Below are 24,092 nucleotides of genomic sequence, written 5' to 3'. Positions count from 1 at the left end.
ATGTCCCTCGCCCCGCCCGAACGCGCGCCCGCCACCGGGGCCGCACCCGCACCCGCCGGCTCCGCCGGTCGCGGAGCCCGCCGCCCCGCCGGCCCCGACCGGCCGGCCCGGCGCCGGCTGCTGACCCGTACCTCCGTCCCGTACCTGCTGATCATGCCCGCCGTCCTGGGCTTCGCCGTCTTCAAGGCGTACCCCGTCGCCGCCTCGTTCTGGATCAGCCTCACCACCGGCAACGGCGACGCCGAGCGGTTCGCCGGACTCGCCAACTACCGGCGCCTCCTGGCGGACCCGCTGTTCTGGACCGCGCTCAGGAACACAGGACTGATCCTGGTCGTCCAGGTGCCGCTGATGCTCGGCCTCGCCCTGCTCGTGGCACTCGGACTGAACTCCGCCAAGGTGTGGCTGCGCCCGCTCTGGCGACTCGGCGTCTTCGTCCCCTCGCTGACCGGCCTGGTCGCCGCCGGCGTGATGTTCTCGGTGATCCTCAACCGCGACGCGGGACTGCTGAACTGGGTCCTCTCCCTGGTCGGCATCGACCCGGTGAACTGGCTCGGCAGCCCCTTCTGGGCTCGTGTCGGCATCGTCCTCGTGATCACCTGGCACTACACCGGCTACAACGCGGTCATGTACCTCGCCGGTCTGCAGGGCATCCCGAAGGAGCTGTACGAGGCCGCGATGGTCGACGGCGCGGGGCCGGTCCGCCGCTTCCTCGCCATCACCCTGCCCCAGCTGCGGCCCATCCTCCTCCTCACGGTCGTGCTCTCCACCATCGGCACCCTCCAGCTCTTCGACGAGCCGTACGTCCTCACCGGCGGCGGCCCCGACAACGCCACCCTCACCGTCACCATGTACCTGTACGACAACGGCTTCACGTACTTCGACTTCGGCTACGCCTCGGCCCTCGCCTACGCCCTCGCGACGATCGTGTCCGTCCTCGGCATCCTCCAGGTCCGCCTGATGGGAGAGCGCCGATGAAGGCCCGCGGCCCCCTCCTCACCCTGCTGCTCGCTGGCGCCTTCGGGCTCTGCGTCGGCCCGTTCTACTGGCTCGCCATGGCCGCCACGCAGGACGACAAGGACGTGTTCTCCTGGCCGCCGAAACTGCTCCCCGGCGGCCACCTCATGGAGAACCTCCAAGGGCTCCAGGAGTCCATCGGACTCACCCGCGTCCTCCTCAACAGCGTCCTGGTGGCGGGCGTCCAGACCGTCGGCGCCGTCGTCGTCTCGGTCCTGGCGGGCTACGCCTTCGCGAAGTTCGACTTCCGCGGACGCAACCTGTTCTTCGTCCTGCTGCTCAGCACCCTGGTCATCCCCGACACGGTCATGCTGATCCCGATCTTCCAGATGATGACGGAACTGGGCCTCATCGACACCTACCAGTCCGTCATCCTGCCGGGCCTGGTCACCCCGTTCGGCATCTTCCTCATGCGGCAGGCGCTGCGGTCCATGCCGGACGAACTCCTGGACGCGGCCCGCGTCGACGGCGCGGGCGAGCTGCGGGTGCTGTGGCGGATCGTCATCCCGGTCAACCGGCCGATCATCGCCGCGCTCGCGCTGTTCGTCTTCCTCGGCGGCTGGAACCAGTTCGTGTGGCCGCTGATCGCCCTGCGCAGCCCCGAGATGTACACGCTGCCCGTGGCCACCGCGACCCTGCAGGGCCTGTCGACCACCAACTACGCGCAGGTGCTGCTCGCCGGAGCCATCGCCGCCATCCCGGTGATGGCCCTCTTCCTCGTCCTGCAACGCCAGTTCATCTCCGGTCTGCTGGCCGGGGCCACGAAGGAGTGACCACCGTGACCACCGCACCGGACACCGCCGCCCCGCAGCCCGTCCCCGCCTGGCGACCGGGTGCACCGGCCGGGGACACCCCCGGCACCGTCGTCCACCGGCAGCTTCCCACCGGCCTGCACCACGCCACCGGAACCCCGCTCGTCGTCCACCTCACCGGGCTCGGCGGCGAGGAGTGGGAGCCGGTCTCCACCACGGTCGCCGACGGTGTGGCACTCGTCGAGGTCAGGACGGCGGACACCGTCACCGTCCGCGCCGAATGGCGCGTCCCCTGCGTCGGAGCCACCGCCTACTGGACGCCGAACACCGACGCCTCCCGCTGGCTCCCGCCGTCCTGGATCGCCCCCCGCACCGTGTCGCTCGCGCTGGGCGCCCCCGTCGCCAGCCTGGTCGGCTCCGGCGACCGCGCGCTGTGCACCGCGGCGGCCGGAGAGACGACCGCGCCCGTCCGCGTCGGCGCCGGAGCGGTGGAGGAGAGCGGCGAGTTCGCCTTCACCGTGGAGCAGGAACTCACCCCGGACGGGCCGCCGCTGCGACTGCGGATCGACGTCGGCGGGCGCCACTTCGCCGACACCCTGCGGGACGTCACCGACTGGTGGGCCGAGGGAACGCGGCACCCCGGAGTCGCCCCGGCCGCGCGGATGCCCGCCTACTCCACCTGGTACAGCCTCCACCAGAACGTCGACGCCGCCGCCGTGGAACGCCAGGCGGCCCTCGCGGCCGCCGTCGGCTGCGAGAGCGTCATCGTCGACGACGGCTGGCAGACCGCCGACCGCACGCGCGGCTACGGGCACTGCGGCGACTGGGAGCCCAACCCCGAGGCGTTCCCCGACCCCGCGGCCCACGTCGCCGAGGTCCACCGCCTCGGACTCGCCCACCTCCTCTGGTACGCCGTGCCGTTCATCGGCCGGCAGAACGAGGCCTGGGAGCGTTTCAAGGGGCTGACCCTGCGCGAGGAACCCCACCTGGACGCGGCCGTGCTCGACCCCCGCCACCCCGACGTCCGCGCCCACCTCGTCGACCGGATCTCCCGGGCCGTGGAGGAGTGGGGCACGGACGGCGTGAAGCTCGACTTCATCGACCGCTTCGCCGTCGCCGACCCCCCGCCCGCACCGCCCGGCGCCGACCACGCGGCGGTCCACGACGGCGTACGCCGACTGCTCGCCGACCTCGACGCCCGGCTGCGCCGCAGCCGGCCCGACGTGATCGTCGAGCACCGCCAGCCGTACGTGAGCCCCGGGCTCTGGCCGTACGCCACCATGGTCCGCGCCACCGACTGCCCGCTCAGCCCGGCCGAGAACCGCCAGCGCACCGTCGACTGCCGGCTCGTCGCGGGCCCGCTCGCCGTCCACGCCGACATGATCATGTGGAACGCGGCCGAGACGCCCGAGTTCGTCGCCGTCCACCTGGTCAACGCCCTCTTCTCGGTGCCGCAGATCTCCGTCGACCTCGGCGCCCAGACCCCCGACCAGCTCGCCGTCCTGGGCTTCTGGCTCGGCGTCTTCCGCCGGTATGCCGACGTCCTCCAGCTCGGCGCGCTGGAACCCTCGCGACCGGACCTCGGCTACCCCCTGGTCCGCGCCCACGACGGCCGCACCACGGTGGTCGCGCGCTACGCGCCGCTGCCCGTCGCCCTCCCGGCCCCGGACGACACGGAGGGCCCCGGCACCGAGGGTCCCCGGACCCTCCTCGTCGCCAACGCGGACGCGGACCCCGTGGTGCTCCTGGCCGCCGGCAGGCCGGAACGGGCCCTCGCCCGCGTCCAGGACTGCCGTGGTGAGATCCTGTCCGAGACCGTGCTCGACCTCGTCACCGGCACGAACCCGGTGACCGTGCCGACCGGCGGCCTGCTCACCCTGACGCGCGAGCACTGAACGACGGGGGCGGTGGGCGGCCGTCCGCCGCCCCCGCCCGCCCGCCGACCAGCGCCCCCAGAGGAACGATGACCGCTCGACAGGTGACCATCGAGGACGTCGCACGGGCGGCGGGAGTGTCCCGCCAGACCGTCTCGAACGCCCTCAACGCACCCCACCGGCTGCGCGCGACCACCCTCGCCCGGGTCACCGCCGCCGTCGAGGAGCTCGGCTACCAGCCCGACCAGTCCGCCCGCAGCCTGCGCACCGGCACCCGCAAGGTCATCGGCTATCCCGCCCCGGCCGACAACCCCGCCGACCCCAACCCGCTGATGGGCGGCTTCCTCCAGGCGCTGGTCAGCGCCGCCGACGCCGTCGGCCACCGCGTCCTGCTGTTCCGCTGCGACCCCCAGCAGGGGAGCGGGGCCGTCGCCAAGTCCTTCCACGGGCTGATCGCCGCCCGCCAGGTCGACGGGTTCGTCCTCTCCGACATCGTCCACGACGACCCCCGGGTGGACGTGCTCGCCGACGCCGGGTTCCCGTTCGTCGCCTTCGGCCGCACGGCCCCCGGCCGCCCGCAGAACTGGGTGGACATCGACTCCGCCGCGGCCACCGCCGAACTGGTCCGCCGCCTGCTCGACCAGGGGCACCGCCGGATCTGCTACGTCAACTCCGCCGCGTCCCTGCCCTGGCTCGCCGACCGCAGGGCCGGCTTCCTCCAGGCCGGGGCGGCCGCCCCCGGCGGCGCCTTCGAGGTCGGCGTCCCCGACGACGACCCGGCGGCGCTCTCCCACGCCGTACGGCGCCTCCTCACGGGGCCCGACCGTCCGACCGCGCTGGTCTGCGCGAGCGACTGGCTCGCCCTCTCCGCCTACCAGGCGGTGCGCGCGGCCGGTCTCACCGTCGGGACCGACGTCGCCGTCACCGGCTTCAACGACCTGCCGCTCTGCACGCTGCTCCAGCCCGCCCTCACCAGCGTGGGCCTGCCCCTGGCGGGCATCGCCCACGCCCTCGTCGACCGGCTGATCAGCGCGGTCGAGGGCACCGCCACCGCCCCGGCGGCGGGGCTCCTGCTCCCGGCCGAGCCGGTCGCACGGGCCAGCACGCCGGACCGGTAGGGCACCCCCCTCCGGCCGACGGAACGTGCCGGGAGGCGTCCTCGGACGCCTCCCGGCACGTCGCCGTCCTCACACGGGTCGCGTCACTTGCCGAACCACGCGTTGTGGATCTTCAGGGTGGACGTGTTGCCCTGCTTGTCCGTGACCTCGGCGGACAGCGACACGGCGCCGTCCTTCGCCGGGTTTCGCACGGAGACGGCGCCGTTCGTCACCTGAACCGGCTGCCAGGTCTTCCCGTCGTCGTAACTCACGGACACCGTGAGCGACTTGAGGTTCCGGCCGGCCGCCGAGCCCTGCACGGTCACCGGGACGAGGACCGTCCGGCCCGCCGGGGCGCGCGTGGACAGGTCGACGGGGGCGGCGAAGCGGACGGTGGAGACCGGGAGCGACGTGGTGGCCGCGACCTGCCGCGAACGGAAGGTGAAGCCGGTCTCGATCCGGGTGGAGACCGCGCTCGCCTTCGCCGGGCGCTCCACGGACGCCGTCAGCCGGTACTCGGCGTCGGCGGCGTCGACCGCGAACGGCTCGTGACCGCTCAGCGGGTCGGTGCTCTCGGAGACCTTCACCCCGTCGCGGTACAGCGTCGAGGCGGACGAGGTGTACGGGACGACCCCGGCGTGCCCCTTGCCATCGGAGGCGAGCGGCACGGCGCCGACGATCTGCTGCACGCCCGTCACCGGGTCGACCGTACGGAAGACGCCCGTGCCCTCACCCAGGAGCGGGCCCATGACACCCGTGTTGAAGGTCTCGCGGTACGTCCGGCCGGCCTCGTAGCGCTTCGGCGCGGCCATCTCCCAGGCGCCCTCGAACGCCGGGTAGCCCCACTTGTCCTTGTCGCCCAGCTGGTTGTACCGGGTGAGCCACCTGGCGCCGTCGCCTGTGGAGACGTAGAAGGTGCGCGTGCCCGGCGCCGGCTGCGGCGCGGAGAAGCCGTTGCCCTCCGGTGCGCCCGGCAAATGCGCGTACGGGGAGGCGAACGCCGTCTTGCCGGGCGCGGAGGCGCCGAGACCGACCTTGAGGGTGGCGAGCTCGGTTGCCTTCACGTGCTTGGCGTAGCCGGTCGCGACCGTGCTCGTCTTTCCGCCGAAGGCCACCGAGTACTGGCTGGTGGCGTCCTTCACGAAGTGCGCGTCCCAGGTCTGCAGGAGGGAGCCGTCGGTGACGGCCGGCCCCATGTGGGCGGTGCGGAAGCCGGTGAAGCCCCGCAGGACCCAGCCGTTGCCGATGCGGCCGATGCCGGTCGCGACCTCGTAGTACGTGCCCGCGTAGTCGGCCTTGTCGATGCCGGGCACGGTCAGGTCCACCGGCTTGGTGGTGCGGGCGTCGGAGACGACCGTGGTGTCGCCGGTGATCTCCAGCTTCGGCTGGGCGATCCAGTCGGTGCCCGCCGTGTAGTCCGACGGGTCCTGGTAGACGGCCGTGTTCAGCGTGTACGACCCCTTGGGCACCCGGATCGTGTGGGCGCCGGGCTCGTTGTCGACACGGGCCTGGAAGTTCGCCGCAGGACCGCCGACGCCGGTCAGTGTGGTGGCGAAGTTCTGGGCGTCGGCGCCGTCACGGCCGAGGGTCCGGACGGTGAGGTCGTACGACTCCGCCTCCCGTACGGCCACCGCGGCCGTGCGGACGGACTGGCCCGCGCCGGTGGCGGTGACGTAGCCCGAGTAGGTGCCGTCGGCCTCGCCGACGCTGGTGTCGGCGACGAGGTCGACCTCGGCGCTGCCGCCGGCGGGCACGGTCACCTTCGAGGCGCCGAGCGAGAAGAACCCGGCCGGGGCGGGCTTGCCCGACGGGTCGAGGGTGGACACCGACAGGTCCAGGGTGACGTTCGTGTCCCCGAGGTTGCGGTACGCGATCTTCTTGGTGAGGGGCTTGTCGTCGTTGTGCGGCCAGAGCGCCGTGCCGTAGTTCAGCGACACGGGCTCGGCGACGACGTCCACCTTCAGAGCCTTGTCGACCTGGATCCGGCCCGTGCCCTGCTGGAAGGGGGTGTAGGCGCCGCCCTTGGCGGAGCCGGTCAGCGCGCCCTTCAGCTCGGCGGACTTCCAGTCGGGGTGCCGCTGCTTCAGGATCGCGGCGGCGCCCGCGACGTGCGGGGTGGCCATGGAGGTGCCGTCGATCTGGAGGTAGCCCGGCGCGGGGTGCGGCGTCCCGGGGCGGGTGTCGATGGCGCTGCCGGGGGCGGCCGCCGCCGTGATGGCGACGCCCGGGGCGGTCACGTCCGGCTTGACGGCGCCGTCACCGGCGCGCGGGCCGGTGCTGGAGAAGGGCGCCAGCTTGTCGTCCTTGTCCACGGCGCCGACGGTCAGCGCGGAGTCGGCGCTGCCCGGGGAACCCACGGACGACGGGCCGGTCTCGCCCTCGTTGCCCGCCGCGATCGCGAACAGGATGCCCTTCTCGGCGGACAGTCGGTCGACCGTCTCCTCCAGCGGGTCGACGCCGGGGCTGTCGGGGCCGCCGAGGCTGAGGTTGACCACGTCCGCGCCCTCGGCGGCGGCCCACTCCATGCCCGCGATGACGGCGGAGTCGTCCCCGAACCCCTCGTCGTCCAGGACCTTCCCGCTGATCACCTCGGCGCCCGGGGCGACACCCTTGTACCGGCCGCCGGACGCGGCGCCGGTGCCGGCGGCGATCGACGCGACGTGCGTGCCGTGCCCGACGCGGTCCACGGCGTCGGCTGAGGCGGAGAAGTTCTTCTCGCCGACGACCCGCGTCCTGAGGTCCTCGTGGGTCCGGTCGACGCCGGTGTCGAGGACGGCGATCTTCACGCCCGTGCCGTCGAAGCCGGACTCCCACGCCTTGTCGGCGCCGATCTGCGGGACGCTGCGGTCGAGGCGCGCGCCGCGCACCCCGTCCAGCCACACCGTGGCGATGCCGGTGGCGGCGACGCGCGCGCCGGTGTTCTGCCCGTTGGTCAGCGCCTCCCACACGCGGGCCACGTCGTCCGGGGACGTACGGACGGCATCGGCGTTGAGCGTCGGGAAGGTGCGCCGCACCTGGGTGTCGCCGGCCGCCCGCACCTCGGCGCGTGCGGCGGCGGCACCCCCTTCGTACTGCACGATCAGCTTGAGCCCGGCGCGGTGGCTCTTGCGCAGGCGCGGGTCGGTGAGCACGCCGAGGTCGAAGAGCCGCTCGTCGAGGCGGCCGGTCGCGATCAGGCTCTGTGCGTCGGCGGGGACCACGAGGGTCCTGTCCCCGGTGCGCTGCACCTGTACGGGTATCCGCTCGCGGCCCTCGGCGGGCTCGAAGCCCACCATCCGGCCCTCGGCGTCCACGATCACGTGGTCGCCGGTGACGAGCGGGATCCGCCGGTCGCCGTCGAGGCGCAGGGTGTCCGGTGTCGTCGCCGTGTTCGTGTGGATCGCCGTCGCGGGGCCGGTCGTGCCTGCGACGAGGGCCACCGAGACGGCGGCTGTGACGGTGAAGGCGCGTGCTCGCTTCACATGTGCGCGCAAGTCTCCCCCAGGAGCTTGGGATGAGGTCGAGTGGTCGGTTCCGGGGCGATGGCGCGGGGGCGCCCGCCGCCGGTCAGCGCAGTATGTGAGGCGGGCATGACGTGATCAACGCAGGTCCGGGCCGGAGGGGCCGCGGCGTGCGGGTTCCGGCCATCCTGGCGCCCCGGAATGTGATGGGACGACGACAGCGGTGTGACCGCACCGCGATCCCGAGGCGATCCTTCCGCGACGGCGCCGCACGGGGGGCCGGCCGGATCGCTCTTCGGGGCCGCCCCCGCCCGGATTCCGGGGGCCGGCGGCCCCACGGCCGGAGCGGCCCCCTCCTGTTGGCCGTAATCCGACCCGAAGGGAACGGCTCCGCGTCCGGGTGCGGTCGCCGGGCCGTCGGGGAGGGCCGCATAGACTCCGCACCCGGATCGCCTTCCCCGTTCAGGAGCCCGCGCATGCACCCCTTCGACGTCGAGACCCTGACGGCCGGCCGCTGGCGCAACGGTGGGGGAGCCACCCGGGAGATCGTGTCGCGGCCGGTGGCGGACGAGGGGTTCGCGTGGCGCGCGAGCATCGCCGACATCGACCGGGACGGGCCGTTCTCGGCGTTCCCCGGGGTCGACCGGACGCTCACCCTGCTGGCGGGCGACGGCGTGCGGCTGACCTCCCCCGGGGCGTTCGACCGGCTCCTGGAGCGGGTGGGCGAGCCCTTCGCCTTCTCCGGCGACCTCGCGCTGAGCGCCGAACTGCCGGGCGGCGCCTGCCGGGTGCTCAACATCATGGTGCGGCGGGGCAGTCGTACGGCCCGGGTGGGCCGGGTCACCGGTCCGGTCGTACCGGCTGCCGGGCACGCCGGTGTGCTGTACGTGCTGGGCGGTCACTGGCGGGCCGGGGCCGACGGTCCCGCCCTGGACGCCGGTCAGGGCGTGTGGTGGGACGGGGACGACGACGCGCCGGGCCGAGCGGTCGCACCGCTCTCGCCCGGCGCCGCCGCCCTGTGGGCGGACGTCGTTCCCGTGGGGTGACGCGGGGTCAGTCGACCGGCGCCTTCGCGAGCGTGCACACGCCGTCCACGCACTGCCGCTCCAGTCGGCCGCGCGAGACGGTCTGCGCCAGGCCGACCATCCAGCAGGTGGGGCAGCCGCGGAAGGCGATCAGCGCCAGCGGGGCCGCGAGCAGGGTGGCGGGGCCGGCGACGGGCACCAGGGCGATCGAGCCGATGATCAGCCCGAAGCCGATGGCACCGCGCGCCAGGTGGCGGGGGACGGACTTGCTGGCGAAGTTCGCGGCGGGCGCCGCGGACCGCACGGTGACCAGGTCCGCCCCGCCCGGCACGGGTGGCACGGGCTTCGCGGTCAGCACGGGCTTCGCGGGCTCCACGGGTTTCACGGTGTTCAGGGTGTCCACGACGATGGGTCTCCTTCGACGGTGCGGTCGACGGTGGTGGCGGGTGCCGGCTCGTTCGTCGCCAGCGAGTGGCGCAGCGCGATGCGCGCCCTGTGCAGGCGGGACTTCATCGCCGAGTTGCTCAGACCGAGCGCGTGGGCGACGGTCCTGCCGGGCAGCCCCTGGATGTCGCGCATGACCAGGACCTGCCGCTGCTCGCGGGGGAGCGCGCCGACGGCCGCCGCGATCCGCGCCACCTCGAGCCGGTGCAGCACGGTCTCCTCGGCGGACGGTTCCGCGGGCGCCTCCGGCCCGGTCGGCGCCCCGTCGCCCCGCGCGACGAGCGACCGCACCTGCCGGAGGCATTCGTTGCGCACGATCCGGAACATCCACGAGGCGAGCGCGCCCGTGGCCCGCAGGCTGCCGATCTTCCGGTAGAGGATGATCAGCGCCTCCTGCGCCGCGTCCTCCGCGTCCTGCGGGGAGGCGCACAGCGACCGGGCGAACTTGCGCACATGGGGCTGCGACTCCGTGACGACGGTGGCGAGCGAGGTGACGTCGCCGTCCTGAGCGGCCCTGATCAGCTGCTCGTCCGGCCAGCGAAAGCGTGGGTTCATCTGTTCCTCGTATCCGGAAGGCTCGGTGCGGGTCCGTCAGTTCCGGCTCCGGTGGCGCCGCGTCAGGTGCCAGCTGCACGCGCCCACGAGCAGGGCTCCGATCACTACGATGCCGGTGATCATCATGGTGTGTCCTTCCGTCTCCGCCGGCCCTCTCGGCCGGTACGTGGACAAGAGGCGCACCGGCCCGAAGAGGATTCGCCGCGGGCCCGGTTTCTTTCGGCGGAGGTCCGGCGGTCCACCGAGGCCCGCCCCCTGGTGGCGCCCCGCCGATCGGTCGGCGCGTACCGGCCCGGTCGGCCCGTCGGCTCCTACGGGGTGGGCGTGGGGCTCACCGGGCGGCCCTCGGCGTCCACGACGACGGTGCCCCAGTGGCGGTCCCACTTGTCGCCGACGTACTCGGGGACCATGCCGGCCGGGTAGCGGACGTAGCCCTGCGGGGGTTCCTGGCCGTCGGCCGCGCAGTCCTGGCCGTCGGTGTTGCCGACGGCCTTGACCGGGTAGCGGCCGGAGCCGCAGACGCGCTCCTGGCCCGCGCAGCCCGTCAGGAGGAGGGCCGCCGCCAGGGTTCCGGCGGCGAGGCCGGGGAGGGCGCGACGGGCGGGCGTGGCGCCGGCCGGGCGGCGGGACGGTCGGGGGCGTCGGTTCTGCTGCATGGATCGTGGCCTCTCTCGCTGGTCCGCACAGTCTTGCGGGGGGCGAGGAGCCCGTGATGAGTACGCGTACTCACCCCGGTCGTGGTGCGTACCGGGGTGAGTGCGCGGAGGGCCCCGCCGGGCGCCCGGGGCGGGCGTCCGGCGGGGCCGGGGGTCACGGCTTGGGCAGGGTGCAGCCGGCGCGGTTGAGGTCGATCACGTTCCCGGGGCCGATGCAGGGGACGAGCGTGTAGGTCTGCTGGGCGTAGTTGATGCCCTGGCGGACGGTCACGGTGCCGTTCTCGTCGACCTCGCACGGGTTGTTGACGGTGCAGCTCTCGCCGCTCTCGTTGCCCGTGTTGTTGACGGCGACGACGCGGCCGGTGGTCGTGTCGATCACGGGCGAGCCGGAGGTGCCGCCGATGGTGTTGCACGACGAGGTGTAGCGGAGCGAGTCCTTCCAGGTCCAGCCGCCCTCCTTGAGGCGGTAGACGAAGCCGTCGACGTCGCAGCTGTAGATCCGCTTCCAGTAGCCGGAGACCACCTTGATCGACGAACCCTGCACCGGGTGGGCGGCTTCGAGGGTCAGGGCGTTGATGCCGTACTGGCTCTGGATCTGCGCGTAGGTCTTGGTGACCTGGTAGACCGCCATGTCCGTGTCGGTCATCGTGCCGTACGCGATCTTGCTGGCCCGCAGCGTCGCGACCTTGGTGCCGGCCGAGTTGAGCAGCGAGAACGAGCGGGTGGACCGCTGGTCCTTGACGACCTCGCCGGCGGCCGGGAAGCCGGTCTCCAGGCAGTGGCCGTTGGAGAGCACGAGTGCGGGGTCGCTCGGCAGGGAGCCGGGCGCGCGGACGAGGGAGCCGGAGCAGTTGCTGAGCGCGACCGTTCCCGCGAAGTCGACGGTGACCGCGGCCTGTTCGGTGGCCGGGGCCGGGGCCGGGGCCTGGGCCCGGGTCGTGGGGGCCGGGGCCTGCGCGACCGCTTCCCGGGGCGCGGACGCCGCGGCGGGGGCCGCCGCCGCGCCTGCCAGGAGCAGGGCGAGCAGGGCGCCGGCGAGAGGCTTGTTCATGTGGGGGTTCCCCTCTGAGGACCGTACAGCCGAAAATCCTTCGGTTGTCATGAGCATTCTGAGAAAGATGGGGTCAACGAGCAAGAGGGCGTCGCGAGTTGAAGGGGGGCGGCCGAGACGCGGCGGTGATCGTCAATCCTGTTCGAATCGATCACTCGTTGGTGAGTTCCGCCGGTCCCGCCGCCCGACCGGTGCGAGCTTGGAGGCGAGAAGTGCCGATGCCGCGGCCGTGCCGCGGGTGGGGGAGTGGGCGTGACGAAGGAATCGGGATCCCGCGAGAGCCTGGACGAGCGCGTGGTGCTGGTGGCGGCGGGTCTCGCCGGCCTGGCCGCGGACACGCTGGGAACGGGGTTAGGGATCGTACGGGGGCTGCTGAGGCGGTCGGACGCCGCCGACGTCGCCGCCGACGCCGGGCGGGACCTGGAGGCCCGCGGACGCCTCGTGCTCGACAAGTACGCCTCCCCGCCACCCGCCCACCTGGAGGTCCTCGCCCGGCACGCGCTCGCCCGACGGGCCGCCGACGGTGGCTGAGCGGTGGGACGCGGCCGCGTTCAAGGCCCGCGTCGACGAGGTCCTGCGGCGGTACGCGGCCGAGGAGGCCGACCGGCTGACGGCGGTCGACCCGGCGCTCGGACCGGTCGCCGAGCAGCTGGAGGCGGCCGTCGCCGACGGCAAGAGGCTGCGGGCGGCGTTCTGCTACTGGGGCTGGCGGGCGGTCGGGCAACCCGACGGCGACGCCCTCGTGCGTGCGGCCGCGTCCATGGAACTCGTCCACGCGGCCGCCGTCGTGCACGACGACCTCATCGACGACAGCCCCCTGCGCCACGGCCGGCCCACCGCGCACATGGCCCTGCGCGACGCCGTGGCGCACCACCCGCGGGTCGACGCCGGAGCCCGGTCCCTCGCGATGCTCGTCGGGGACCTGCTCATGTCGCTCGCGGGGCAGCTCTTCGTCACCAGCGGCCTGCCCGCCGCCTACCTCGGCCGCGCCCGCCCCCTGTGGGCCGCGCTCGCCCGGGACCTGGTCGCGGGCGAGTGCCTGGAGATCCTCCACACCGGAGCCGCCCCGGACACCGAGGCCTCGCTCAAGGTCATCCGCTACAAGACCGCCAAGTACACCGTCGAGCAGCCGCTGCTGATCGGCGGCGCCCTGGCCGGCGCCGGCCGGCGGCTGCGCGAGGGGTACTCCGCCTACGGCCTCCCGCTGGGCGAGGCCTTCCAGCTGCGGGACGACCTGCTCGGCCTGTTCGGCGACGAGGAGACCACCGGCAAGGCCTGCTCCGACGACGTCCGCGGCCGCCGGCCGACGGCCCTGCTCGCCGAGACCTGGCGGCTCGCCGGAGCCGAGGACCGCGCCCTGCTGCGCGACCTCCTCGACCGGCCCGCCCCGGACGCGCCGGAGGCCGTACGCGCGCTGATGCGGCGCCTCCGGGCACCCGAACGCGTCGAGGCCATGATCACCGCACGGGTCGACGGGGCCCTGAGCGCCCTCGACGAGCTGAACCTGCCCCAGGCCCCCGCCACCGCGCTCACCGCCCTGGCCCACTCGGCCGCGGTCCGCCGCCACTGACGCAGAACGAGGAACCCGCCATGACCCACACCGAGGCGTCGATGGACGCCCTGCGGCAGAGCGGCGACGAACTCGCCGACGCCACCGTCGCCACCCTCTTCGAACGCGGCGAGGTGGGCACCTTCAACACCCTCATGCGGTACGTGTCCACCGCCGGCTCCCCGCTGCCGGACGGGCTCCCCGACGTCGCCCGCGAGTACCTCGAAGCCACCGCCGCCCCGCCGGCCTGGGTCGACTGGGGCGAGATGGAGAAGGCCCGGCTGTTCTTCATCGACAACAACGTCCACATCTCCACCGCCCTCTCCTTCGCCTCCATGCCCGCCTGCTACGTCGTCCCCCACGTGGCGCGACTGCTGTCGGCGACGCACGGCCTGAAGTACCCCTCCAAGCGCATGGCGGAGACGGGCCAGTTCACCGTCCACCTGATGCAGCCCGACGCCTTCGAGGCCGGCAGCCGCTTCATCCCCGCCGCCCAGAAGGTCCGCCTCCTCCACGCCTCCATCCGCCACCACCTCGAGCGCGAGAACCGCTGGGACACCGCGTCGCTGGGGGTGCCGATCTGTCAGGAGGACATGATCGGCGGGCAGATGTTCTTCTCGATGCTCGTCCTCGACAGCCTGCACCGCCTCGGCATCCACATGTCGACGGAGGGGGCGGACGCCTACTACTACGCCTGGCGCGTCGTCGGCGCCATGCTCGGCGTCGACCAGGACGCCGTGCCCAAGACCCTCGAAGAGGCCCGCGGATTCCTCGACCTGTACATGATCCGGCACATGGGGCCCTCGCCGGAAGGCGCCCACCTCACCCGGCAGTTGATCGACCTGTACGAGGAGGTCGTGCCCGGCACCTTCTTCGACCCGATCGTCTCGGCCCTCATCCGCCACCTCGTCGGCGACACCTGCGCCGACTGGCTCGACGTGCCCCGCACCCGCTGGGACACCGTCGTCAAGGCCGTCCCCCACCTCCTCGGCGTCCTGGAGACCATCGAGGACCGCTCCCCGCTGGGCGCCTGGGCGCTGGACCGGCTCGGCCACCTCGCCACCGTCCTCGAACTGTCCTCCCTCACCCGCGGCCGCGTCATGCACTACGCCATCCCCGAACACCTCAGGAAGGACTACGGCGTTCCGGCGGGACCGCCCCGCAACGGCCGGTGGACACCGCCGGCCGCCACCGTCCCCACGGCCGCGCACTGACCCGGCCGGGGGCGGACCTCGGCCCGCGGAGTACGACATCGATGCCCTGCAGGTCCTGCCGGAGGAGACCCGCACCGAGAACGCCCGCGGCGAGGAGCACGCCGCCGCGCTGATCACCGCCTGCCTCCGGCATCCCGTCGAAACGGCCGCCCGGGGAGGGGACCGCCTGCGCCGGCCGGTCCCCTCCCTTCGGGTTTCCCGGCCCTTTCCGGTTTCCCTGTGAGGCGGCCGTGTCGTAAGCGTCGCAGGCCGGGCACGGCTCCGGCGCGGTGTCCATCCCCCGGACCGGCGGTAAAGCGCGGGAAAATTCCGGGCGGCCGGGCTGCGGTTCCCGTACGGAGCGATTGCGCGGTCTTGACGCGTTCTTAGCGTCCCGAGGCTCCCGAAAGGCGTGTCGGAACAACGGATTCCGCAGCAGGTGTGCCATTGACCTGCGGTTCTGCCCGCGCTTCCATTCAGCCCGGGAGCCACGGACCCACATGATCACCGGCCGCCTCGGAGGCGATACCGCTCCCATTCGGAAACACCTTGCTCACCGATCGGAACCGTCTGATGACCGACACCCTCAGCGCGCCGCACGCGTTGGCCCCGCCGACCGGCCCCGTGCCGCAGAAGCTCAAGCGTTCCATCGGTGTCTTGGGCGGCACCCTGCTCACGCTGTCGTGCGTGACCCCCGCCTCCACGCTGTTCGTGGTCGTACCCGACCTGTTCGGCGGGGTCGGCACCTACGCCGCGCTGACCATCGCGATCGGCTCGCTGCTCTGTATCGGCGTGGCGTTCTGCTACTCCGAGCTGGGCACCCTCGTCCCCAGCGCGGGCGGCGAGTACGCCATCGTCTCGACCCTGGCGGGCCGCCTGGCCGGCTGGCTGGTGTTCGTCCTCTCCCTGCTGGTCGTGATGATCGTGCCCCCGGTGATCGCCATGGGGACCGCCGACTACCTGGCACCCCTGGTCCACATCCCGGCCCCGATCGCCGGCGCCGGCGTGATGCTCCTCGCGACCCTCGCGGGCCTGCTCGACCTGCGCGCCAACGCCTGGATCACCGGCATCTTCCTCGTCCTCGAGGTCGTCGCGGCCGGCATCGTCGCCGTCCTGGGCTTCGCCCACTCGGAGCGCGGCGTCGGCGCCCTCGTCCACGGCCAGGTCGCCGGCGAGGGCGGCACGCACTCGCTCGTCACCGGCGCCATGGTGGTCTCCGGCCTCGCCATCGCCCTCTTCATCACCCAGGGCTTCTCCACGGCCGTCTACCTCTCGGAGGAGCTGGAGAACCCGCGCAAGAGCGTGGCCCGCACCGTGCTCGCCACCCTGGCCATCTCCACCGTCGTGATCCTCGTGCCCGTCGTGGCCATCACCCTCGGCGCGGGCGACCTGGAGACCCTCACCGGCGGCGACATCAGCGGCATGATCGCGGCCTGGTCCAACTCCGCCGTCGGCACCTTCATCAGCCTCTGCGTCGCACTGGCCATCATCAACGCCGGCATCGTGATGGTCATCCAGAACTCCCGCGTCCTGTTCGCCTCCGCCCGCGACAAGGCCTGGCCCGAGCCCGTCAACAACGCCCTGTCCCGACTGGGCCGCTTCGGCTCCCCGTGGGTCGCGACCCTGCTCGTCGGCGTGCCCGGCGCGGCCCTGTGCTTCGTCAACCTCGACACCCTCTACGGCGTCACCGGCGTCTCCGTCACCGGCATGTACCTGCTGGTCGCGGTGGCGGCGCTGTTCAGCCGCCGGGGCGCGCACCGCGAGGTCGCCGCCTGGCGCATGCCGCTGTGGCCGGCCGTCCCGCTGCTGCTCATCGGCGTCCTCGCGTACGTCCTCTCCATGCAGGAGACCGAGTACCTGCTGTGGACCGGCGGCATCACGGCGGTCGCCACCCTCTACTGGGCCCTGTACCTGCGGCCGCGCAAGGACACCCGCTGGCTGGTCAGCATCCCCGAGGACGAGCAGGCCTGATCCTCCGGACCCGGCATCCCATCCGGGGGCCGGGGCGGTGCACCACCGCCCCGGCCCCCGGGCTTCGTCGTTCCCCCGAGTTCCGTCTTCCCGCACGGGCTTGTCCGCGGCCGCCGCCCGCTGCAAGATCGTTCCGTGGACGACGAGGGTGGGGACATGAAGGAAAGGACCGGTGCGTCGTGGGGGAGATGACCAAGGGCGGCAACGGCTACGTGCCGTCCGTGCCGCTGCGGATCGCCGTGCACGGCGGCCTGGACGCGATGGCGCTGCTGCTCACCGAGCACGGGGTGGTCCGGGGGGACGGCGACGTCGTCTTCCACGGCGCTCCCGCGCATCCGTCCGGCGCCGTACGGCTCACGGCGGCGGGCGGCGGAACGGCCTGGCTCGACGTCGGCCTCCCGTCCGTCGAGGAGCAGATCACCCGCGTCCTGGTCGTCGGCTCGACCGATCGCGGCGCGCTGCGCGACGTCGTCGGACCCGCCGTGGAGGCCTTCGCGCCCGACGGCACCTCCGTCGTCCGGTACGACGTGACGGACGCCGCCGAGGAGACGGCGATGGTCATCGCCGAGCTGTACCGGCGCGCCGGCGGCTGGAAGTTCCGCGCCGTCGGCCAGGGCTACGCGAACGGCCTCGCCGGCCTGGCCACCGACCACGGCGTCGACGTGGCGGACGCGGGCGCCCCGACATCGGGCGTTCCCTCGGGACCGACTCCCGGGGCGGTGCCGACCACGGGGGTTCCTGCCCCCGCCCCGGTTCCTGCCCCCGCTCCGGCTCCTGCGCCTGCCCCGGCTCCTGCCCCCGCTCCGGCTCCTGCGCCGAACTTCGCGCCTCCGCCGGCTCCTGCCCCCGCGCCGGGCTTCGGGCCGCCGCTGCCGAAGGACTCCGGTGTCCCGCAGGTCCCGGGCTACGGCGCCCCGCAGGCTCCGGGTTACGGAGCCCCGCAGGCTCCGGGTTACAACGCGGCCCCTCAGGCTCCGGGTTACGGGGCCCCGCAGGCGCCCGGTTTCGGAGTCCCGACGCCGCCGGTGACGCAGGTGCCGGTGCCGGTGCCCGCCGCAGGGTCCGGGTCGGGCTGGTGGTCGTACGGGCCGGTGTTCGAGCCGTACACGCAGATCGGCCGGGACAACGACGTGATCACGGTCGACGGGCTGCCGCCGGGGCCGGTCGTCGTCCAGCTGGACGTCGAGGGCGACGGGTACACGGGGATGTCGGTCCTCAACTGGCGCAACAAGGAGAAGGACTTCCTCGTCAACAGCACGGAGGAGGACTTCCGGGGCCGGGTGCTCGCCAAGGTGCCGAAGAACGGGACCCTGCGGCTGAAGGTGGAGGCGGAGGGGCCGTGGCGGCTGGAGGTGTCGCCGCTGGCGGCGGCCCGGCGGCTGACGGAGGAGGAGACGGACTTCCGGGGCCCCGAGGTGCTGTTGCACACGGGGGGCGTGGCCGACCTGGCCATCCACTACCGCGGTGACGAGAACCTCATCGTGAACGTCTTCGAACTCCACGGGCACGACGACCACACCGAGCTGCCCGAGGACGAGAACGTCGTCAACGAGATCGGCAAGCGCCGCGAGACCGTTCCGCTGCCCGAGGGGCCGCTCGTGGTGCAGTTCGAGATGGCGGACGGCCCGTGGCGGGCCCACCTGAAGCGGGTGCAGCCGCCGACCCGGCAGGGGCGCTTCAGGTGAGCGTCGGGTAGTCGGTGTAGCCGGTCTCGCCGCCGACGTACATCAGGTGGGCGTCGCGGATCGGGTTGAGGGGGGCGCCGATCCGCATCCGGGCGACCAGGTCGGGATTGGCCAGGAAGGAACGGCCGAGGGAGACCAGGTCGGCGCCTGCCGCGAGGAGCCGCTCGCCGGCGCCTCGCCCGCCGTCGGCGGGCAGGGGACCGGGCCAGGGCAGGGCCGGGTTCGCGATGAGCGTGCCCGGCCAGGCGGCGCGCAGCGTGTGGAAGAGCGGCTGGTCGGGGTCGGCGAACACGACGTGCAGGTACGCGAGGCCCAGGTCGCGCAGCGCGTCCAGGAGCGCCGGGTAGACGGCGTCGACGTCGTCCTCCGACATGCCGTTGGCGGTGACGCCGGGGGCGATCCGCACGCCCACCCGCTCGGGGCCGATCGCCTCGGCGACCGCGCGGACGACCTCCACCGTGAAGCGGATGCGGTGTGCGACGGAGCCGCCGTATCCGTCCGTACGCCGGTTGGTGGCGCCGGACAGGAACTGGTGCAGCAGGTAGCCGTTGGCGGAGTGCACCTCGACCCCCGCGAACCCCGCGTCCACGGCCCGGCGCGCCGCGGCGGCGAAGTCGGCGACGGTGGAAGCGATCTGAGCTTCCGTCATCTCCTGTGGGACCACTGCCTCCTGGTGCCCGGAGGGGGTGAACACCGTGTCGGGGAGCGGCACCGGCGACGGGGCCAGCGGGTGGTGCCCGCTCGTCCCGGGATGCCCGACCCTCCCGCCGTGCTGCAACTGGAGGAACATCTGCCCGCCGGCCTCCCGCACCGCCTCGGTGACCCGCCGCCACCCGGCCACGTGCGCGTCGTCGTAGATCGCGGGGATGTGGGGGTACGTGGCCCCCACCGCGTTCGGCGTCGCCGCCTCCGCGATGATCAGCCCGGCCGAGGCGCGCTGGGCGTAGTACGTGGCCATGATCGGCTCAGGTACCCCGGTCGCGCCCGCACGGTTCCGCGTCATCGGGGCCATGACCAGCCGGTTCTTCAGGCGCAGCGCGCCGAGGCGGGCGGGCCGGAACAGCGGGGAGGCCTCGTGGCCCGAGGGGGCCGTGTCGGCCGTGGCCGCGGGCGAGGGCGTGAGCGTGCCGGTCGTCGCGAGCGTGGTGGCCTTCGTGGGGCTGCCGGCGTCGGTGGGCGTGACCTTGGTGGCGGTGGCGGTGGCGGTGGCGGTGGAGGTGGCGGTGGAGGTGGCGGTGGCGGTGGCGGTGGTGGTGGTCGTGCTCATGGTCGTGCTCATGGTCGTGCTCCCTCGTCCTTGTTCCTTCGGGGCCGGCGGGCCCCGCTGGACCAAAGGTCGCGCGGGACGCTTCGGGATCGCTGACGGTTCGCTGACGGTCCTCCGAAAGTCGGATGATCATGGGTGTGTAGGGTTCCCGCCATGAGGTTCGGGGTGCTCGGTCCGGTCGCGGTGTGGGATGCCGACGGCAAGCCGGTGCGGGTGCCCGAGACCAAGGTGCGGGCCCTCCTCGCCGACCTCCTCGCGCACGAGGGCCGCCCGGTGCCGACGGACCGGCTCGTCCACGACATCTGGGGCGACGCCGCCCCCGGCAACCCCGCCAACGCACTCCAGGCCAAGGTCTCCCAGCTGCGCAGGGCCATCGGCCGCGACCGGGTCTCCCACCAGCCGGCCGGCTACCGGCTGCGCCTCGACGACGGGACGGTCGAGGTCGACGCCGACCGCTTCCGCGCGCTCGCGGCCGAGGCCCGCCTCGCCACCGAACCCCGCACCCGGGCCGCCCTGTTCGCGGAGGCCCTCGACCTGTGGCGGGGGCCCGCCTACGCGGACTTCGCCGACGAGGAGTTCGCCCGCCCGTCGGCGCATCGCCTGGCCGAGGAACGCCTCGCCGTCATCGAGGAACAGGCCGAGGCGCGGCTGGAATTCGGAGACCCCTCGCTGCTCGGCGAGACGGCCGCGCTCGTCGCCGACCACCCGCTCCGCGAGCGCCTGCGCGCCGTGCGCATCCGCGCCCTGTACGGCGCCGGACGCCAGAGCGAGGCGGTCGCCGCGTACACGGAACTCCGCACCCTGCTCGCCGACGAGCTCGGCCTCGACCCGAGCCCCCGACTCGCCTCCCTCTACGAGGCGATCCTGCGCCAGGACGCCGGACTCGCCCCCTCCGCCGCGCCCGCACCCGAGCCGACGGCTGCGCTCCGGCCGACGTCCGCACGCTCATCAGGGGCCGTCCCGGACTCCCGCGTCTCCCCTCCGCACGCCCCGGACCCGTACGAAGGCGGGTCGCGCCGTCGGAACCTGCCCGTCGCGGCGACGGAGCTGATCGGGCGCGGGGCGGCCCTGGAGGCGGTCGGGCGGCTCGTCGGGGCCGGGCGGCTGGTCACGCTGACGGGGCCGGGCGGTGTGGGGAAGACCCGGCTCGCCCTGGAGGTCGCCGAGCGGCTCTCCCGTGATCCGGACGGCGGGACGTCCGACGGCGTGTGGCTGGTCGAGTTCGCCGGGCTGCCCGCCGACACGGCGGGGACCGCCGATCTCGTCCAGGCGGTGGCCGCGGCGCTCGGCGTCCGCGACTCGGCGTCGCCCGGACGCGGCGCGGCCGGCCCGTCGGAGGCGCTGCTCGCCGCGCTGAGGGACCGCGAGGTGCTGCTCGTCCTCGACAACTGCGAGCACGTGATCGAACCGGCCGCCGAGCTGGTCGGGTCCCTGCTGCACGGAGCGCCGGGGCTGCGCGTCCTCGCGACCAGCCGGGAGTCGCTGCGGCTGCCCGGTGAGGCGGTGTACGCGGTCGACCCCCTCGATCCCGCTGCCGCCGCCCGGCTGTTCACGGAACGGGCGGTGGCGGCGGCGCCGGGCTTCACGCCCGAGGGCGAGGACGAGGGCAAGGGCGAGGACAAGGACGGGTACGAGCACGGAGAGGCCGGCGGCGGCGGGGACGGCGGGGACAACGACGGTTTCGGCCACGGGCCCGGGAGCGCCCGGGACGCCATCGCGGAGATCTGCCGCCGACTCGACGGCCTTCCCCTCGCCCTGGAGCTCGCCGCCACGCGGGTGCGCGCCGTAGGGGTACGGGAGTTGGCGGCGCGGCTCGGGGACCGGTTCCGGCTGCTCGCGTCGGGGCAGCGGGGGCTGCCCGCCCGGCAGCAGACCCTGCGGGCGGTCATCGACTGGAGCTGGGACCTGCTCGAACCGGACGAGCGGGCCGTGCTGCGCAGACTGGCCGTCCCGGCGGGGAGTTGCGCGCTGGAGGCGGCGGAGACGGTCTGCGCGGGCGACGGCATCGCCCGGGAGGACGTCCTGGACCTGGTGGGCCGCCTGGTGGACCGGTCCCTCGTCATGACCGTCGCCACCGCGGCCGGGCCGCGTTACCGCCTCCTCGAATCGGTCGCCGTCTACGCCCGCGACCGGCTGCACGAAGCACGGGAGTGGGAGAGCGCGTCGGCGCGCCACCTCCGGTACCACCTCGACCTCGCCGAGCGCGCCGCGCCGCACCTGCGCGGCAGCGGGCAGCGGGCCTGGCTCGCCCGCCTGGACGCCGAGTCCCCCAACACGCGCACGGCCCTCGACCACGCCCTCCGCACCGGCGACACCGCGAGCGCCGAGCGACTGGCCACCGCCCTGTGCCCGTGGTGGCTGCTGCGGGGACGCCTGCACGAGGCGCGCCGGACGCTCGCCGCCGCCCTGGAGGCCGTTCCCGGCGGCCGTGCGGCCGAACTCCGGCTTCTGCACGGGGCGTTCGCCATGATGGCCGGTGAGCGTGTGCCCGACACGGACTGCCCCGAGGCGGAGATCGCCGATCCCGTACGTCGTGGCCGCGCGCTGTGGCTGTTCGCGTACGGCCTCCACCACGCGGGTGATCCGGCGGCGGCGCGGGACGTCAACGCGCGTGCCCTCGCACGGTTCACCGAAGCCGGTGATCCGTGGGGTGTCGCCGCCGCCCGGGCGCTGCGCGCACACACCGCGTTCGCCGCCGGGGACCTGGTCGCCGCGCGCGACGAGGGCGTCGGCGCGGCCCGGGCCTTCCGGGAACTCGGCGACGGCTGGGGCGAGTTGCAGACCGTGCCCGTACTCGCCGCACTCGCCGAGATCGAAGGCGACTACGCCGCCGCCACCGCACGCCAGGCCGAAGGGCTACGGCTCGCCGAAGGGCTCGGCCTGCCCGCGGAGGCGTCCGCACGGCTCGCCGGCCTGGGGCGGCTCGCGCTCCTGGACGGCGCGTGGGAGAAGGCCCGCGTCCTGCACGAGCGGGCCCGCCGCGAGGCGGCCGACCAGGGCCACGTGTTCGGCGAGGTGTTCGCGCTCATGGGTCTCGCCCTCGGCGCCCGCCGGTCGGGCTACCTCGACGCCGCCGAGCGGCACCTGCGGACGATGCGCGACGCGTACCCGTCGTCGGCCGCGGGGAAGCACCTGATCCATGTCGAGCTCGGCTTCACCGCCGAGCTCCGGGGCCGGGCCGACCGGGCCGCCGCGTACCAGGCGCGCGGCCTCGCCTTCGCCCGGGGACTGGCCGACCCGCGCGCCCTCGCGCTCTCCTTCGAGGGGACCGCCGGAGCCGCCGCGCTCCCCGGCGACACCCCCGGCCTCACCCGGGCCGCGCGCCTCCTCGGCGCGGCGGACACCGCCCGCCGCGGTGCCGGGTCCCCGCTCCCCGAAGCGGAGCGGGCCGACGTGGACCGCATCGCCGCGGCCGTACGGGCGGGCCTCGGCCCCTCCGCGTACGGGGCCGCGTTCCGCGAGGGCGCCGCCCTGCCGCTCGCCGAGGCGATCCGCGAGGCCGCCGGCGCCTGACACCCCCTCGCGCGGGGAGGGCGAGACACGAGGCCGACTCCTTCGCGGCCCTCGCACTGAGGCCTCCACGGAACCAAGGAGACCGGTCATGACCGAGCAGGCATCGCCGGACGGGGCATCGCGGGACGGGCTCGCCGATCAACCGGCGCCCGCCGGGATGCCCGGGGCGATCGAGGCGGCCGCGCGTACGGGCCCCGCGTGTGCGCGCCCCCTACCCGCCGCCCGGGCCCCGCCTTTACCGTGCTGCCGAACTGCCCTCACACTGCCGCCTGACCAGCAGGTTCGGCGCAGCCGTGCTGCTCGGCGCGGGGGATGTCCGCACGATCGGCCAGGCCTCGTGAGCGGTGCGGTCCGGCCCCCGGAGGAAGTCAAGGACATGGTGGATCATTCCGGTTGGCGGGCCGGTGTCGCCTCGGCCCCGGTACATCACGGCGAAATCCTCCAGGGCGTCTTCCCGCACCGGGGCCGGCTGACCCGGGGCCTGGTCACGCTGCCCTGCACCGTCCACACGACCCGCGCCTCGTTCATCCCGGCGCGGGGCGGGGAGCTCACCGTCTCCCCGGCCTGGAAGACCAAGGCCGTGCGCGCCGCACGGCTCACCGCCGAGGCCTGCGTCCCGCCCGGCGAGGGACCCGTCGGCGGGCACCTCGAACTCACGGGCGATGTCCCGCTCCGCCGAGGCTTCGGCTCCTCCACGAGCAGTGGATCTTCACGACGGGTGACTGGGGCGGGTGACCGACATGACAACGACCACGCTCCCGGGCGCCGTCAAGCCGCGCTCCGGCGGCTCCACCGGCGACCTCGCCGCCGCCCCGCGCCCGGCCGCCCCGGCCCTGCACCTCGTCACCGTCGACCACCCGCTGGACGCCCCGCCCCCTGGACCCGCCCGGTGCGGGCGCGCCGCGGACTCGACGACGTGATGACGCCGAAGGCCCAGGCATGAGCACCCCCTCCTGCTCCTCGTCGAGCCCGACACCACCGGCACCGGGCGCCGGTTCGCCCAGCG

18 protein-coding genes are annotated in these 24,092 nt (G+C 74.1%); 12 read left to right on the top strand and 6 right to left on the bottom strand.

Going from position 1 to position 24,092, the window contains the following annotated elements; all coding sequences use genetic code 11:
- The 4 genes from ACIQFX_RS17165 to ACIQFX_RS17150 all read left to right on the top strand — a co-directional run bounded on the left by ACIQFX_RS17165 (position 1) and on the right by ACIQFX_RS17150 (position 4,758).
- Positions 1-975 (top strand): carbohydrate ABC transporter permease, encoded by a 975-nt coding sequence (locus ACIQFX_RS17165; RefSeq protein ID WP_402463800.1) that lies wholly within the window; start codon positions 1-3, stop codon positions 973-975.
- Positions 972-1,787, top strand: a complete 816-nt coding sequence (locus ACIQFX_RS17160) for a carbohydrate ABC transporter permease (RefSeq protein WP_402463798.1) — start codon at positions 972-974, stop codon at positions 1,785-1,787. The genes ACIQFX_RS17165 and ACIQFX_RS17160 overlap by 4 nt, the downstream gene beginning before the upstream one ends.
- Before the next feature lie 5 nt (positions 1,788-1,792).
- The gene (locus ACIQFX_RS17155) at positions 1,793-3,661 is read left to right on the top strand and encodes a glycoside hydrolase family 36 protein (RefSeq protein ID WP_402463796.1); all 1,869 of its coding nucleotides are present in this window, start codon (positions 1,793-1,795) and stop codon (positions 3,659-3,661) included.
- 68 nt (positions 3,662-3,729) lie between these two features.
- A complete protein-coding gene (locus ACIQFX_RS17150; protein ID WP_402463794.1) occupies positions 3,730-4,758 on the top strand; it encodes a LacI family DNA-binding transcriptional regulator in 1,029 nt (342 codons plus the stop codon).
- A gap of 83 nt (positions 4,759-4,841) precedes the next feature.
- Here ACIQFX_RS17150 and ACIQFX_RS17145 read toward each other — a convergent pair whose 3' ends face one another.
- Entirely contained in the window at positions 4,842-8,198 is a 3,357-nt protein-coding gene (locus ACIQFX_RS17145; protein ID WP_402463792.1) for a S8 family peptidase, read from the bottom strand.
- Between the two features lie 455 nt (positions 8,199-8,653).
- Here ACIQFX_RS17145 and ACIQFX_RS17140 point away from each other — a divergent pair, with 455 nt between their 5' ends.
- Positions 8,654-9,223 (top strand): HutD family protein, encoded by a 570-nt coding sequence (locus tag ACIQFX_RS17140; RefSeq protein WP_402463790.1) that lies wholly within the window; start codon positions 8,654-8,656, stop codon positions 9,221-9,223.
- Between the two features lie 7 nt (positions 9,224-9,230).
- On the opposite strand, the gene ACIQFX_RS17135 is transcribed toward ACIQFX_RS17140, so the two are convergent.
- The 4 genes from ACIQFX_RS17135 to ACIQFX_RS17120 all read right to left on the bottom strand — a co-directional run bounded on the left by ACIQFX_RS17135 (position 9,231) and on the right by ACIQFX_RS17120 (position 11,908).
- A complete protein-coding gene (locus ACIQFX_RS17135) occupies positions 9,231-9,542 on the bottom strand; it encodes a hypothetical protein (protein ID WP_402463858.1) in 312 nt (103 codons plus the stop codon).
- A 50-nt stretch (positions 9,543-9,592) separates the two neighbouring features.
- Positions 9,593-10,201, bottom strand: a complete 609-nt coding sequence (locus ACIQFX_RS17130; RefSeq protein ID WP_402463788.1) for an RNA polymerase sigma factor — start codon at positions 10,199-10,201, stop codon at positions 9,593-9,595.
- A gap of 311 nt (positions 10,202-10,512) precedes the next feature.
- Positions 10,513-10,857: an SCO0607 family lipoprotein gene (locus tag ACIQFX_RS17125; RefSeq protein WP_402463786.1), complete on the bottom strand. Its 345-nt coding sequence runs from the start codon at positions 10,855-10,857 to the stop codon at positions 10,513-10,515.
- A 154-nt stretch (positions 10,858-11,011) separates the two neighbouring features.
- Positions 11,012-11,908: a serine protease gene (locus ACIQFX_RS17120; RefSeq protein WP_402463784.1), complete on the bottom strand. Its 897-nt coding sequence runs from the start codon at positions 11,906-11,908 to the stop codon at positions 11,012-11,014.
- 252 nt (positions 11,909-12,160) lie between these two features.
- On the opposite strand from ACIQFX_RS17120, the gene ACIQFX_RS17115 reads away from it, so the two are divergent.
- From ACIQFX_RS17115 to ACIQFX_RS17095, 5 genes are all read left to right on the top strand, one after another.
- Positions 12,161-12,439: a polyprenyl synthetase gene (locus ACIQFX_RS17115; protein WP_402463782.1), complete on the top strand. Its 279-nt coding sequence runs from the start codon at positions 12,161-12,163 to the stop codon at positions 12,437-12,439.
- Positions 12,432-13,478, top strand: coding sequence for a polyprenyl synthetase family protein (locus ACIQFX_RS17110; protein ID WP_402463780.1), 1,047 nt, complete (start codon positions 12,432-12,434; stop codon positions 13,476-13,478). Before ACIQFX_RS17115 ends, ACIQFX_RS17110 begins: the two co-directional genes overlap by 8 nt.
- A gap of 20 nt (positions 13,479-13,498) precedes the next feature.
- Positions 13,499-14,671, top strand: coding sequence for an oxygenase MpaB family protein (locus tag ACIQFX_RS17105; protein WP_402463778.1), 1,173 nt, complete (start codon positions 13,499-13,501; stop codon positions 14,669-14,671).
- Between the two features lie 552 nt (positions 14,672-15,223).
- The gene (locus ACIQFX_RS17100) at positions 15,224-16,621 is read left to right on the top strand and encodes an APC family permease (protein ID WP_402463776.1); all 1,398 of its coding nucleotides are present in this window, start codon (positions 15,224-15,226) and stop codon (positions 16,619-16,621) included.
- A gap of 188 nt (positions 16,622-16,809) precedes the next feature.
- Positions 16,810-18,306, top strand: coding sequence for a TerD family protein (locus tag ACIQFX_RS17095; RefSeq protein WP_402463856.1), 1,497 nt, complete (start codon positions 16,810-16,812; stop codon positions 18,304-18,306).
- Here ACIQFX_RS17095 and ACIQFX_RS17090 read toward each other — a convergent pair.
- The gene (locus tag ACIQFX_RS17090; RefSeq protein ID WP_402463774.1) at positions 18,299-19,585 is read right to left on the bottom strand and encodes an alkene reductase; all 1,287 of its coding nucleotides are present in this window, start codon (positions 19,583-19,585) and stop codon (positions 18,299-18,301) included. The two genes, ACIQFX_RS17095 and ACIQFX_RS17090, sit on opposite strands and share 8 nt — an antisense overlap.
- A gap of 141 nt (positions 19,586-19,726) precedes the next feature.
- Between ACIQFX_RS17090 and ACIQFX_RS17085 the strand changes: the two genes are divergently transcribed.
- Positions 19,727-23,086: an AfsR/SARP family transcriptional regulator gene (locus ACIQFX_RS17085; RefSeq protein ID WP_402463772.1), complete on the top strand. Its 3,360-nt coding sequence runs from the start codon at positions 19,727-19,729 to the stop codon at positions 23,084-23,086.
- A gap of 740 nt (positions 23,087-23,826) precedes the next feature.
- The gene (locus ACIQFX_RS17080) at positions 23,827-24,006 is read left to right on the top strand and encodes a hypothetical protein (protein ID WP_402463769.1); all 180 of its coding nucleotides are present in this window, start codon (positions 23,827-23,829) and stop codon (positions 24,004-24,006) included.
- Positions 24,007-24,092 lie beyond the last annotated feature (86 nt).

It is taken from the genome of Streptomyces sp. NPDC093089 (assembly GCF_044754405.1).
Classification (GTDB): Bacteria; Actinomycetota; Actinomycetes; order Streptomycetales; family Streptomycetaceae; genus Streptomyces.
Note: the sequence above shows the minus strand (reverse complement) of the source record. Positions and strands in the feature narration are given on the sequence as shown.